10 protein-coding genes and 4 tRNA genes are annotated in these 14,217 nt (G+C 58.6%); 1 reads left to right on the top strand and 13 read right to left on the bottom strand.

Going from position 1 to position 14,217, the window contains the following annotated elements; genetic code table 11:
- Positions 1–147: 147 nt before the first annotated feature.
- Together rpoC and rpoB are read right to left on the bottom strand one after the other, a co-directional pair.
- Positions 148–4,386 carry a DNA-directed RNA polymerase subunit beta' gene (gene rpoC / locus PQR32_RS37680; RefSeq protein ID WP_408239617.1) on the bottom strand — a complete coding sequence of 1,413 codons (4,239 nt, stop codon included), beginning with the start codon at positions 4,384–4,386 and terminating at the stop codon, positions 148–150.
- Positions 4,387–4,407: 21 nt separating this feature from the next.
- Complete coding sequence (gene rpoB / locus PQR32_RS37685) at positions 4,408–8,514, bottom strand: DNA-directed RNA polymerase subunit beta (protein WP_106284137.1); 4,107 nt, start codon at positions 8,512–8,514, stop codon at positions 4,408–4,410.
- A 124-nt stretch (positions 8,515–8,638) separates the two neighbouring features.
- Between rpoB and PQR32_RS37690 the strand changes: the two genes are divergently transcribed.
- The gene (locus PQR32_RS37690; protein ID WP_408239620.1) at positions 8,639–8,881 is read left to right on the top strand and encodes a hypothetical protein; all 243 of its coding nucleotides are present in this window, start codon (positions 8,639–8,641) and stop codon (positions 8,879–8,881) included.
- Between the two features lie 3 nt (positions 8,882–8,884).
- On the opposite strand, the gene rplL is transcribed toward PQR32_RS37690, so the two are convergent.
- The 11 genes from rplL to PQR32_RS37745 all read right to left on the bottom strand — a co-directional run bounded on the left by rplL (position 8,885) and on the right by PQR32_RS37745 (position 14,083).
- Entirely contained in the window at positions 8,885–9,256 is a 372-nt protein-coding gene (gene rplL, locus PQR32_RS37695) for a 50S ribosomal protein L7/L12 (protein WP_035554731.1), read from the bottom strand.
- 63 nt (positions 9,257–9,319) lie between these two features.
- Entirely contained in the window at positions 9,320–9,823 is a 504-nt protein-coding gene (gene rplJ / locus PQR32_RS37700) for a 50S ribosomal protein L10 (RefSeq protein ID WP_007180144.1), read from the bottom strand.
- A gap of 302 nt (positions 9,824–10,125) precedes the next feature.
- The gene (rplA, locus tag PQR32_RS37705; protein ID WP_007180145.1) at positions 10,126–10,824 is read right to left on the bottom strand and encodes a 50S ribosomal protein L1; all 699 of its coding nucleotides are present in this window, start codon (positions 10,822–10,824) and stop codon (positions 10,126–10,128) included.
- Complete coding sequence (gene rplK / locus PQR32_RS37710) at positions 10,825–11,256, bottom strand: 50S ribosomal protein L11 (protein WP_007180146.1); 432 nt, start codon at positions 11,254–11,256, stop codon at positions 10,825–10,827.
- 165 nt (positions 11,257–11,421) lie between these two features.
- The gene (nusG, locus tag PQR32_RS37715) at positions 11,422–11,979 is read right to left on the bottom strand and encodes a transcription termination/antitermination protein NusG (protein ID WP_007180147.1); all 558 of its coding nucleotides are present in this window, start codon (positions 11,977–11,979) and stop codon (positions 11,422–11,424) included.
- A 1-nt stretch (position 11,980) separates the two neighbouring features.
- The gene (gene secE / locus PQR32_RS37720) at positions 11,981–12,361 is read right to left on the bottom strand and encodes a preprotein translocase subunit SecE (protein ID WP_011490062.1); all 381 of its coding nucleotides are present in this window, start codon (positions 12,359–12,361) and stop codon (positions 11,981–11,983) included.
- A 36-nt stretch (positions 12,362–12,397) separates the two neighbouring features.
- Positions 12,398–12,473 (bottom strand) — tRNA-Trp (locus tag PQR32_RS37725).
- Between the two features lie 64 nt (positions 12,474–12,537).
- Entirely contained in the window at positions 12,538–13,728 is a 1,191-nt protein-coding gene (gene tuf / locus PQR32_RS37730; RefSeq protein WP_012434572.1) for an elongation factor Tu, read from the bottom strand.
- Positions 13,729–13,791: 63 nt separating this feature from the next.
- Positions 13,792–13,866 (bottom strand) — tRNA-Thr (locus PQR32_RS37735).
- Positions 13,867–13,882: 16 nt separating this feature from the next.
- Positions 13,883–13,956 (bottom strand) — tRNA-Gly (locus PQR32_RS37740).
- A gap of 41 nt (positions 13,957–13,997) precedes the next feature.
- Positions 13,998–14,083, bottom strand: a tRNA-Tyr gene (locus PQR32_RS37745).
- Positions 14,084–14,217: the final 134 nt, after the last annotated feature.

Genomic DNA, 14,217 nt, shown 5'->3' on the forward strand with positions numbered 1-14,217 from the left:
CTGCGCCCGCGCTTTGATGCAGCGTTAGCCGTTTGGCCTACTAATCCGCAAAGAAACGCAAAAAAGAAAAGCGCATAAAAAAAGCCGCTCAGTCGAAACTGAGCGGCTTCGCTGGCTAGAGCCCCAAGCGGCTTGTGCCGCCGGGACTTACTCGCCTGAGTGCTGCTGTTCGGCGGCCGGGGTTTCCGGCGTACCGAATTCGAACGACTCTTCCGCTGCGATCTGATCGAAACGCTCGCGGTCGGACAGTTCCTTGCTCTTGCGCGCCTTGTGGAACGCGAGACCCGTACCGGCCGGAATCAGACGGCCGACGATCACGTTTTCCTTCAGACCACGCAGGTCATCGCGCTTGCCCATGATCGCCGCTTCGGTCAGCACGCGGGTCGTTTCCTGGAACGACGCCGCCGAGATGAACGAATCGGTCGACAACGAAGCCTTCGTGATACCGAGCAAGACGTTTTCGTACGTTGCCGGACGCTTGTCTTCCGCGATCATACGGTCGTTCTCGTCGAGCATATCCGACCGCTCGACCTGTTCGCCCGGGATGAAACGCGTATCGCCGTTGTCCGAAATCTGCACGCGACGCAGCATCTGACGAACAATCACTTCAATGTGCTTGTCGTTGATCTTCACGCCTTGCAGACGGTACACGTCCTGCACTTCGTCCACGATGTAACGCGACAGCGCTTCGATACCTTGCAGACGCAAGATGTCGTGCGGATCGGCAGGACCGTCGACAATCATTTCGCCCTTGTTGACGACCTGACCATCGTGCACCAGAACCTGCTTTTCCTTCGCGATCAGGAACTCGTGCTGGTTGCCCTCGAGGTCCGTGATAACGAGACGCTGCTTGCCCTTCGTGTCCTTACCGAACGATGTCGTACCCGTGACTTCCGCCAGGATACCTGCGTCCTTAGGCGAACGTGCTTCGAACAGTTCGGCCACACGCGGCAGACCACCGGTAATGTCACGCGTCTTCTGCGATTCAACCGGGATACGTGCCAGCACTTCACCGACCTGCACTTGCTGACCATCCTTCACAGTGATCAGAGCGCCGACCTGGAAGCCGATCTGCACCGAGTGCTCGGTGTTCGGGATCTTGACTTCTTCGCCGTTCGCATCGAGCAGCTTGACCTGCGGACGCACCGTCTTCGACGCTTGCGAACCACGACGCTTCACGTCGATCACGACCAGCGTGGACAGACCCGTCACATCGTCGATCTGCTTCGCAACGGTCACGCCTTCTTCGACGTTTTCGAACTTCACCGTACCGCCCCACTCGGTGATGATCGGACGCGTCAGCGGATCCCACGTTGCCAGTTGCGTGCCGGCCTTGATCTGCGCGCCGTCCAGTTGCAACAGCGTCGCGCCGTACGGCACCTTGTGACGTTCGCGCTCGCGACCGTGGTCGTCGGTGATCATCGCTTCGCCTGAACGCGAGATGACGATCTGCTCGCCCTTCGCGTTGGTGACGTAACGCATCGTTGCCGTGAAACGCACCGTGCCGTTCGACTTGGCTTCAACCGACGAAGCCACTGCCGCACGCGATGCCGCACCACCGATGTGGAACGTACGCATCGTGAGCTGCGTGCCCGGTTCACCGATCGACTGCGCAGCGATCACGCCGACTGCTTCACCGACGTTGACCGACGAGCCGCGGCCCAGGTCGCGGCCGTAGCAGGCTGCGCACAGACCGTAACGCGTTTCGCAAGTCAGCGGCGTACGCACACGCACTTCGTCGATGCCGAGGCGTTCGATTTCTTCGACCGCGTCTTCGTCGAGCAACGTGCCCGTTTCGTACAGCGTTTCCTGCGATTCCGGATTGACGACGTCAGCCACCGTCACGCGACCGAGGATACGGTCACGCAGCGCTTCGACGACTTCACCGCCTTCGACCAACGCCTTCATGGCGACGCCGTTGGACGTACCGCAATCGTCCTCGACCACCACCAGATCCTGCGTCACGTCGACGAGACGACGCGTCAGGTAACCCGAGTTTGCCGTCTTCAGTGCCGTATCAGCCAGACCCTTACGTGCGCCGTGGGTCGAGATGAAGTACTGCAACACGTTCAGGCCTTCACGGAAGTTCGCCGTAATCGGCGTCTCGATGATCGAGCCGTCCGGCTTCGCCATCAGGCCACGCATACCGGCCAGCTGACGAATCTGAACCGCGGAACCACGAGCACCCGAGTCCGCCATCATGTAAATCGAGTTGAACGATTCCTGACGCGTTTCGTTGCCGTCGCGATCCGTGACCGGTTCCGTCGACAGCTGTTCCATCATCGCCTTGCCGACCGCTTCCGACGTTGCCGACCAGATGTCGACCACGTTGTTGTAGCGCTCTTGCGACGTGACGAGACCCGACATGTACTGACGGTCGTATTCCTTCACCTTCTTCGCGGCGTCGCCGACGATGGTTTCCTTCTGCGGCGGCACGAGCATGTCGTCGACGCAAATCGAGATACCAGCGCGCGTTGCCAGACGGAAACCCGACTGCATCAACTGGTCGGCGAAAATCACCGTTTCACGCAGACCGCACTTGCGGAATGCGGTGTTGATGAGGCGCGAGATTTCCTTCTTCTTCAGCGGCTTGTTGAGCACCGAGAACGGCAGGCCCGGCGGAAGAATTTCCGACAGGATTGCACGGCCGACGGTGGTCGGGTACAGCGTGATCTTCGGCACGAACGCCGGCGCACCTTCCGACTTGTCTTCGTTGTGGACCATTTCGGTGATCCGCACGTTGACGCGCGAGGCGAGCTCGACTTCCTTGTTCTCGTAGGCACGCAGCGCTTCCGAAACGCCGGTGAACGTCAGGCCTTCGCCCTTTGCGTTCACGGCTTCACGAGTCGCGTAGTACAAACCGAGCACGATATCCTGCGACGGCACGATCGACGGATCGCCGTTGGCCGGGAACAGGACGTTGTTCGACGCCAGCATCAGCGTGCGCGCTTCCATCTGCGCTTCCAGCGACAGCGGCACGTGAACAGCCATCTGGTCACCGTCGAAGTCGGCGTTGAACGCCGCACAAACGAGCGGATGCAGCTGGATTGCCTTACCTTCGATCAGCACCGGCTCAAAAGCCTGAATGCCAAGACGGTGCAGCGTAGGTGCACGGTTCAGCATCACCGGATGTTCGCGAATGACTTCTTCGAGAATGTCCCACACCACCGGCGTCTGGTTCTCGACTTCCTTCTTCGCAGCCTTGATGGTGGTAGCGACACCCATCACTTCGAGCTTGTTGAAGATGAACGGCTTGAACAGTTCGAGCGCCATCAGCTTCGGCAGACCGCACTGATGCAGCTTGAGCGTCGGGCCGACCACGATCACCGAACGGCCCGAATAGTCAACGCGCTTACCGAGCAAGTTCTGACGGAAACGACCGCCCTTACCCTTGATCATGTCAGCGAGCGACTTCAGCGGACGCTTGTTCGCGCCGGTCATGGCCTTACCGCGACGGCCGTTGTCGAGCAGCGAATCGACGGCTTCCTGCAGCATCCGCTTTTCGTTACGGACGATGATTTCAGGCGCCTTCAGTTCGAGCAGACGCTTCAACCGGTTGTTACGGTTGATAACGCGGCGATACAGGTCGTTCAGGTCCGACGTCGCAAAGCGGCCGCCATCCAGCGGCACCAGCGGACGCAGTTCCGGCGGCAGCACCGGCAGCACTTCGAGCACCATCCAGTCAGGCTTGATGCCCGAACGCTGGAAAGCCTCGAGCACCTTCAGGCGCTTCGCGTACTTTTTGATCTTCGCTTCCGAACCCGTGTTCTTGAGTTCGGTGCGCAGCATCTCGACCTGTTCGTCGATGTTGATCGCGCGCAGCAGTTCGCGAACGCCTTCCGCGCCCATCTCGGCACGGAATTCGTCACCGTATTCTTCGACCTTGTTGTAGTAATCCTCTTCGGTCATGATCTGCCGCGCTTTCAGCGGCGTCATGCCCGGATCGATCACCACATATGCTTCGAAGTACAGCACGCGTTCGATGTCGCGCAGCGTCATGTCGAGCACCATGCCCAGACGCGACGGCAGCGACTTCAGAAACCAGATGTGCGCAACTGGCGAGGCCAGTTCAATGTGGCCCATCCGTTCGCGACGCACCTTCGCCAGCGTCACTTCGACGCCGCACTTCTCGCAGATCACGCCACGGTGCTTCAGGCGCTTGTACTTGCCGCAAAGGCATTCGTAGTCTTTGATCGGCCCGAAGATCTTCGCGCAGAACAAACCATCGCGTTCCGGCTTGAACGTCCGGTAGTTGATGGTTTCCGGCTTCTTGACTTCACCGAACGACCACGAACGGATCTTGTCCGGCGAAGCCAGACCGATCTTGATCGCGTCAAAAACTTCAGGCTGTTGGACTTGCTTGAATAGATCGAGCAGAGCTTTCATTGCTTTCTCTCCGTAGTCCGATTAGTTGCGGTCGAGGTCGATGTCGATACCGAGCGAGCGGATTTCCTTCACCAACACGTTGAAGGATTCCGGCATGCCGGCGTCGATCACGTGATCGCCCTTGACCAGGTTTTCATAAACCTTGGTCCGGCCTGTCACGTCGTCCGACTTCACCGTCAGCATTTCCTGCAGCACGTACGATGCGCCGTACGCTTCGAGCGCCCACACTTCCATTTCACCGAAACGCTGGCCACCGAATTGCGCCTTACCGCCCAACGGCTGCTGCGTCACGAGCGAGTACGGGCCCGTGGAACGCGCGTGCATCTTGTCGTCGACCAAGTGGTGCAGCTTCAGGTAGTGCATGTAGCCGACCGTCACCGTACGTTCGAACATTTCGCCCGTGCGGCCGTCGTACAGACGCACCTGATTCTTCGACGGCGTCATGCCGAGGTTCTTCGCGATGTCGTCCGGGAATGCCAGATCCAGCGCGCGCGACATTTCTTCTTCCGTCGCGCCGTCGAACACCGGCGTAGCGAACGGCACGCCTTCGCGCAGGTTCTTCGCCAGTTCGACGATTTCGTCGTCGGTGAAGCTGTCCAGCTCTTCGGCGCGGCCCGACTCGTTGTAGATCTTGGTCAGGAATTCGCGCAGTTCAGCGATCTTCGCCTGACGCTGCAGCATTTCGCCGATACGCCAGCCGAGACCCTTCGCGGCCCAACCCAGATGCACTTCGAGAACCTGACCCACGTTCATCCGCGACGGCACGCCGAGCGGGTTCAGAACGACGTCAGCCGGACGGCCGTCGGCCATGTACGGCATGTCTTCGATCGGAACAATCTTCGACACCACACCCTTGTTACCGTGACGGCCGGCCATCTTGTCACCAGGCTGCAGGCGGCGCTTGACTGCCAGATACACCTTGACCATCTTCAACACGCCCGGCGGCAGTTCGTCGCCTTGCGTGAGCTTCTTGCGCTTTTCTTCGAACGCCAGATCGAACTGGTGACGCTTCTGTTCGATCGAGTCCTTGATGGCTTCGAGCTGTGCCGCTGCTTCTTCGTCCGCGAGGCGGATGTCGAACCAGTGGTAGTGATCCAGATCTTGCAGGTAAGCCTGTTCGATCTTCGTGCCCTTGGCCAGTTTCTTCGGACCGCCGTTCGCGACCTTGCCGTCGAGCATACGTGCGAGACGCTGGAACGCGTCGCCTTCCACGATACGCAACTGGTCGTTCAGGTCGAGGCGATAGCGCTTCAGTTCATCGTCGATGATCTGTTGCGCACGCTTGTCGCGCTGAATACCTTCACGCGTAAACACTTGAACGTCGATCACGGTGCCGCTCATGCCCGACGGCACGCGCAGCGACGTGTCCTTCACGTCCGAAGCCTTTTCACCGAAGATCGCGCGCAGCAGCTTTTCTTCCGGCGTCAGTTGGGTTTCGCCCTTCGGCGTGACCTTACCGACCAGCACGTCGCCTGCTTCGACTTCAGCGCCGATGTAGACGATGCCCGACTCATCGAGACGGCCGAGTTGCACTTCAGCCAGGTTCGAGATGTCGCGCGTGATTTCTTCCGGTCCGAGCTTCGTATCGCGAGCAACGACGTTCAGTTCTTCGATGTGGATCGACGTGTAACGGTCGTCGGCAACCACCTTCTCCGAGATCAAAATCGAGTCTTCGAAGTTGTAGCCGTTCCACGGCATGAACGCGACCAGCATGTTCTGGCCGAGCGCCAGTTCGCCGAGGTCGGTCGATGCACCATCCGCCAGCACGTCGCCACGCGACACGATGTCGCCGACCTTCACGATCGGGCGCTGGTTGATGTTCGTGTTCTGGTTCGAACGCGTGTACTTGATCAGGTTGTAGATGTCTACGCCGACGTCGCCAGCAACGGCTTCATCGTCGTTCACGCGGATCACCATACGGCCTGCGTCGACGTAATCGACCACACCGCCGCGGAATGCCTGAACCGTCGTACCCGAGTCGACTGCCACCGTGCGCTCGATACCCGTACCGACCACGGCCTTTTCAGGACGCAGACACGGCACAGCCTGACGCTGCATGTTCGAACCCATCAATGCGCGGTTCGCGTCATCGTGCTCGAGGAACGGAATCAGCGATGCTGCCACCGACACGATCTGCGACGGCGCCACGTCCATGTACTGGATGCGGTCCGGCGTGACCATCAGCGTTTCGCCTGCTTCACGCGACGACACCAGTTCGTCGGTCAGCGAGCCGTCTTCAGCCACCGCCGCGTTCGCCTGAGCGATCACGTAACGGCCTTCTTCGATCGCCGACAGATAGTCGATCTGATCGGTCACCTTGCTGTCCACGACCTTGCGATACGGCGTTTCGAGGAAGCCGTATTCGTTCAAGTGCGCGTACAGAGCGAGCGAGTTGATCAGGCCGATGTTCGGACCTTCCGGCGTTTCAATCGGGCACACACGACCGTAGTGAGTCGGGTGCACGTCGCGGACTTCAAAGCCAGCGCGCTCACGCGTCAAACCGCCCGGGCCAAGTGCCGAAACACGGCGCTTGTGGGTGATTTCCGACAGCGGGTTCGTTTGGTCCATGAACTGCGACAGCTGCGACGAACCGAAGAACTCGCGAATCGCCGACGAAATCGGCTTCGAGTTGATCAGGTCGTGCGGCATCAGGTTTTCGCTTTCGGCCTGGCCGAGGCGTTCCTTCACAGCACGTTCGACACGCACGAGACCTGCGCGGAACTGGTTTTCCGCCAGTTCGCCGACGCAACGCACACGACGATTGCCCAAGTGGTCGATGTCGTCCACTTCGCCCTTGCCGTTACGCAGTTCGACCAGGATCTTGATCGTGGCGAGGATGTCGTCGTCCTGCAGCGTCATCGGACCGACAATTTCGTCGCGGCCGACACGGCGATTGAACTTCATACGACCCACCTTCGAGAGGTCGTATGCGTCTTCGCTATAGAACAGACGGTTGAACAACGCCTCGACCGCTTCTTCGGTCGGCGGTTCGCCCGGACGCATCATGCGGTAGATCGCGATGCGTGCGGCCATCTTGTCCGCGGTTTCGTCGATACGCAGCGTCGACGAGATGTACGGACCTTGATCCAGATCGTTCGTGTAGAGCGTCTGGATGTCTTTGATCTTCGACTCGCGCAGCTTCTCGAGCACAGTTTCCGTGATTTCGTCGTTCGCGTTAGCGATGACTTCACCTGTGTCGCCGTCAACGACGTTCTTCGCCAGCACGCGGCCGAGCAGATAGTCTTCCGGGACCGAGATGAACTTGGTCTTGGCGTTGTCGAGGTCGCGAATGTGCTTCGCGTTGATCCGCTTGTCCTTCTGGACGATCACGTTGCCATCACGGTCCGTGATGTCGAAACGCGCGACTTCACCACGCAGACGCTCCGGCACGAATTCCATCTGCGCGCCTTCCGGCATCAGCGTGAAATTGTCGAACACGAAGAAGTTTGCGAGGATCTGTTCCGGCGTGAGGCCGATTGCCTTGAGCAGGATCGTGACCGGCATCTTACGGCGACGGTCGACGCGGAAGTACAGCACGTCCTTCGGGTCAAACTCGAAATCGAGCCACGAACCGCGGTAAGGAATGATACGTGCCGAGAACAGGAGCTTGCCCGAGCTGTGCGTCTTGCCCTTGTCGTGTTCGAAGAACACGCCCGGCGAACGGTGCAGCTGCGAAACGATCACACGTTCCGTACCGTTGATGACGAACGAACCCGTCGGCGTCATGAGCGGAATTTCGCCCATGTACACTTCCTGTTCCTTGACTTCCTTGACGACCGGCTTGCTCGGCGATTCCTTGTCGAGCAGCACCAGACGCACTTTCGCGCGCAGGGCCGAACAGTACGTCAAACCGCGCTGCTGACATTCCTTGATGTTGAATGCCGGCGGCGACAGCATGTAGCTGACGAACTCTAGACGAGCGAACCCGTTATGCGAAACAATCGGGAAAACGGAGGTAAACGCAGCTTGCAGGCCTTCCGGCTTGCGTTGCGTAGACGACGTGTCTGCTTGCAGAAACGTGCTGAATGATTCAAGCTGGGTAGCCAGCAGGAAAGGTACTTGGTGAACGATGGGGCGCTTCGCAAAACTCTTGCGAATACGCTTCTTCTCGGTGAAGGAATATTGCATACGATCTCCGAATCACGGCGGGCATTGTTGTCGAGGCAGGATACCTTGATGAGACAACCCGAGTGTTCACCGACTGAGACCCGATGGCCGTCCGATGGCTTGAACGAGCCTAGAAGCTTGGTGGTTGGCCGCTACCAACCGCTGGCTGACGGCAGCGGATGCCTATGTTGCCCGCTACCCGACCAAACTTGCCTTCTGCAGTCGCTTCAGAAGACAAAGAGAAACGCCGGTCAATGTTGCCGAATGGCGGTTTTCTTTGGCCTCTGGGGCTTCTATTCTTGCCGAAGTTCGCTGGCAAAAACGTGGTCCCCACAAAGCACAAAAAGGCCGGCGGTGGAAAACCGCCAGCCTTCGCACAGCGCGCTGAAACTTACTTGATTTCAGCTTTCGCGCCGGCTTCTTCCAGCTTCTTCTTGGCTTCTTCAGCAGCAGCCTTCGGTACCGCTTCCTTAACAGGCTTCGGTGCACCGTCGACCAGGTCCTTCGCTTCCTTCAGGCCGAGACCCGTCAGTTCACGAACAGCCTTAATGACCGAAACCTTGTTCGCGCCGACTTCCGTCAGGTTGACCGTGAATTCGGTTTGCTCTTCAGCGACAGCGGCAGCTGCGCCTGCCGGGCCTGCCACTGCAACAGCAGCTGCCGACACGCCAAACTTTTCTTCGAACGCCTTGACCAGTTCGTTCAGTTCCAGAACCGACATCGAGCTTACTGCCTCGAGGATGTCTTCTTTTGCGATTGCCATTTGAAATACTCCTAAATTGAATTCGGATACAGCCAGCGATCAATCACGCTCGACTGAAGTGCATTACGCAGCGGTTTCTTCGCCTTGTTTCTTTTCTGCCAGCGCGGCCAGAGCGCGCGCAAAGCCGGAAACAGGTGCTTGCATAACGTACAACAGCTTGGAGAGCAGTTCTTCGCGGCTCGGGATGTTTGCCAGCGCTTGCACGCCAGCCTTGTCCATCACCTTGCCTTCGTAGGAACCAGCCTTGATGATCAACTTGTCATTGGTTTTGCCGAAGTCGTTGACGACCTTAGCAGCTGCAATTGCATCTTCCGAGATGCCGTAGATCAGGGGGCCAGTCATCTGCTCTGCCAGCGGAGCAAACGGGGTACCTTCGACGGCGCGACGCGCCAACGTGTTTTTCAACACTCGAAGATAAACCTGTTGCTCACGCGCTTTCGCGCGCAGCTTGGTCAGATCGCCAACCGCGATTCCACGATACTCAGCCAGAACCACGGTCTGGGCTTTCGCGACTTGCGCGGCAACCTCAGCGACGACGGCCTGCTTGCTTTCTTTGTTAAGTGGCACGGTTAACCTCCAGATTCGATACACGCAGCGTGCGCCTTGTGTACCGCGTTCAATAACGGCGTCCGACCAGTCAGGAGTATTTCGACCGCCCGGCATTCGCATTGCTGCGGACATCGACCGGCTTCATCACTACAAAACCTTTTCGGGTTCGCCATCTGCGTTGGCTTTACATTAAGGACTCGCCTACCTGCTGCGTGCCCGCCAACGGTCTTTGACAACCGGTCGTTCGATGCAGACTGCCATCTTGCGACCGCCCAAAGCCCATAAAACCGCCCCGACTCACGCCGAGGCGATGAAATCTTTTACTGTGCTGCGATCGATGCCTGGTCGACGCGAACGCCAACACCCATCGTGCTCGACAGCGCAACTTTGCGCAGGTACACACCCTTGCTCGTTGCCGGCTTCGCCTTTTGCAGCGCGTCGACGAGAGCGTTCAGGTTGCTACGCAGAGCCGTCGGCTCGAACGAAGCGCGGCCAATGGTGGCGTGGATGATACCGGCCTTGTCGACACGGAATTGCACTTGACCAGCCTTGGCGTTCTTCACTGCCGTTGCGACGTCCGGCGTAACCGTACCGACCTTCGGGTTCGGCATCAGGCCACGCGGGCCGAGGATCTGACCGAGCGTACCGACAACGCGCATCGTGTCGGGTGAAGCGATCACGATGTCGAAGTCCAGCTTGCCGGCCTTGACTTGTTCAGCCAAGTCTTCCATACCGACGACTTCTGCGCCGGCTGCGCGGGCTTGCTCAGCCTTTTCGCCTTGTGCGAACACAGCGACGCGGACCGACTTACCGGTACCAGCCGGCAGAACGACCGAGCCACGAACCACTTGGTCCGACTTCTTTGCGTCGATGCCGAGCTGCACGGCAACGTCGATCGACTCGTCGAACTTCGCGCTTGCGCATTCCTTCACGAGCGACAAAGCTTCGTCGATTGCGTACAGTTTTTGACGATCGACCTTGGCTGCAAATGCTTGCAGACGCTTTGAAAGCTTAGCCATTTACACGCCCTCCACGGTGATGCCCATCGAGCGGGCGCTACCAGCGATCGTACGAACCGCTGCGTCCAGATCAGCTGCCGTCAGATCGGGCATCTTGGTCTTGGCGATGTCTTCAGCTTGAGCGCGGGTGATCTTGCCGACCTTATCGGTATGCGGCTTGCTCGAACCCTTGTCGATCTTCGCTGCCTTCTTGATCAGAACCGTTGCCGGCGGAGTCTTCAGAACGAACGTGAAGCTCTTGTCCGCGAATGCGGTGATCACGACCGGAATCGGCAGACCCGGTTCCAGTGCTTGAGTCTGCGCGTTAAACGCCTTGCAGAACTCCATGATGTTCAGGCCGCGTTGACCCAGTGCCGGACCGACCGGCGGCGACGGATTGGCTTTACCTGCAGGAATCTGCAGCTTGATAAAGCCGATGATTTTCTTTGCCATGTTGAAAACCTCTTTGGAACACCGCATGGGTACATGCGGGCGTTCAGTGAGTAGTAGCGCGCGTTCGCCGAAAAATTGGGTACTTACGCTCCTCAACGGCCATTACGCGGACCGTAAGCGCGAAATACGGAACGCACCGACTGGTGCGCCCCGTAGAATTCTGGATTACAGCTTTTCGACCTGGCCGAATTCCAGCTCGACCGGCGTTGCGCGGCCGAAGATTGTAACGGAAACCCGGACGCGCGACTTTTCGTAGTTCACTTCTTCGACGCTGCCGTTGAAATCCGTGAACGGACCGTCCTTCACCCGCACCATCTCGCCGACTTCGAACAGGGTCTTCGGACGCGGCTTTTCTACGCCTTCCTGCATCTGCGACATGATCTTCTCGACTTCCCGCGGGGAAATCGGACTCGGACGATTACGCGCACCGCCTACGAAACCTGTCACCTTTGCCGTGTTTTTCACGAGGTGCCATGTCTCGTCAGTCATTTCCATCTCCACGAGCACATAGCCTGGGAAGAAACGACGCTCGGTCACCGATTTGTGACCGCCCTTTACCTCGACCACTTCTTCAGTCGGAACGAGGATTTGACCAAACTGGTCTTGCATGCCAGCACGTTCGATGCGCTCCTGAAGCGCACGTTGCACGCTCTTCTCCATGCCGGAGTAGGCGTGCACGACGTACCAACGCTTGCCGCTCGGGGATGCCGGAGTATCACTCATATCATTTCCAACCCAGAATCACCGAGAAAATCGCCCATTCGATGGATTTATCACTCACCCAAAGAAAGATCGCCATGACGAACACGAAGCCGAACACTACGAGCGTTGTTTGCGTCGCCTCTTTGCGAGTCGGCCAAACAACCTTACGGACTTCCTTGTACGAATCTTTGGCGAAAGCGATGAAACCCTTGCCAGGCGCGGAGAGAAGACCGACTGCAACACCCGCGATCGCACCAACAGCCAAGGCGGCTCCGCGGACGTACCATTCCTGGCCGCTAAGCCAGAAGAACCCCACGAACCCGGCCAAGACCAACAATACGCCCGCGACGAGCATCAGCTTGTCGCCGGATGTATTTACAGTTTCGACGGAAGGATTCGCCATAACACCTTAACGAAGCGCCACATACGGCGCGAGAGTTGGCAGGGGCAGAGGGAATCGAACCCCCAACCTTCGGTTTTGGAGACCGACGCTCTGCCAGTTGAGCTATACCCCTAAACCATTTGGGGTTGACGACACCGCCAACCCCGAAACCACCGATCAACGAGAACTATCTGGCGTTACTCGAGAATCTTGGCAACCACACCTGCACCGACCGTACGGCCGCCTTCGCGGATTGCGAAACGCAGACCTTCTTCCATCGCGATCGGGTTGATCAGCTTCACCGTGATCGACACGTTGTCGCCCGGCATGACCATTTCCTTGTCCTTCGGCAACTCGATCGAGCCCGTCACGTCCGTCGTACGGAAGTAGAACTGCGGACGATAGTTGTTGAAGAACGGCGTATGACGGCCACCTTCGTCCTTGCTCAGCACGTACACTTCAGCCGTGAAGTGCGTGTGCGGGTTGATCGAACCCGGCTTCGCCAGCACCTGGCCACGCTCCACGTCTTCACGCTTCGTGCCGCGCAGCAGGATACCCACGTTGTCGCCTGCCTGACCCTGGTCCAACAGCTTGCGGAACATTTCCACGCCCGTGCAGGTCGTCTTCACCGTCGGCTTGATACCGACAATTTCGATTTCCTCGCCGACCTTCACGACGCCGCGCTCAACGCGACCCGTCACCACCGTGCCGCGACCCGAGATCGAGAACACGTCTTCCACCGGCATCAGGAACGCACCGTCCACTGCGCGCTCCGGCGTCGGGATGTACGTGTCCAGCGCGTCGGCCAGATTCATGATCGCCACTTCGCCCAGCTCGCCCTTGTCGCCTTCCAGCGCCAGTTTGGCCGAACCCTTGATGATCGGCGTGTCGTCGCCCGGGAAGTCGTACTTCGACAGAAGTTCGCGAACTTCCATCTCGACCAGTTCCAGCAGCTCAGCGTCGTCCACCATGTCGCACTTGTTCAGGAACACGATGATGTACGGCACGCCAACCTGACGCGCCAACAGGATGTGCTCGCGCGTTTGCGGCATCGGGCCGTCAGCGGCCGAACACACCAGGATCGCGCCGTCCATCTGCGCTGCGCCCGTGATCATGTTCTTCACATAGTCAGCGTGGCCCGGGCAGTCGACGTGTGCATAGTGGCGGTTAGCCGTTTCGTACTCGACGTGTGCCGTGTTGATCGTGATACCACGTGCCTTTTCTTCCGGCGCCGCGTCGATCTGGTCGTATGCCTTCGCTTCGCCGCCAAACTTCTGCGTCAGAACCGTCGTGATCGCTGCCGTCAGCGTGGTCTTGCCGTGGTCAACGTGACCGATCGTGCCGACGTTCACGTGCGGCTTGGTCCGCTCAAACTTACCCTTGGCCATTTTCGACTCCTAAGAGGATTTTTCCGTACGTTGCGCCGGGCGCAAACAATCACCGAGTACTTCTGGTGCCCATGGGCAGGATCGAACTGCCGACCTCTCCCTTACCAAGGGAGTGCTCTACCACTGAGCCACATGGGCGCTACTTCTGTATTGCTGGAGCGGGTGAAGGGAATCGAACCCTCGTCGTAAGCTTGGAAGGCTTCTGCTCTACCATTGAGCTACACCCGCAAGGATCCATGGATTCCCAACAACTGCTACAGCCTGCATTCTGGTGGAGGAGGTTGGATTCGAACCAACGTAGGCGTAAGCCAACAGATTTACAGTCTGCCCCCTTTAGCCACTCGGGCACCCCTCCGCAGAGAACTGATGATTATGGGGGAACAACCGCTTGTTGTCAAGTCTCGCTTGACTGTTCCAAACCCAAAGCTCTCACTTATATAGTGATCGCAGCGCAGCCGTAAACGCAGAAACCCCACCGTTGTGGGGTGG

This window comes from Paraburkholderia dipogonis (assembly GCF_046027395.1).
Lineage (GTDB): Bacteria > Pseudomonadota > Gammaproteobacteria > Burkholderiales > Burkholderiaceae > Paraburkholderia > Paraburkholderia dipogonis_A.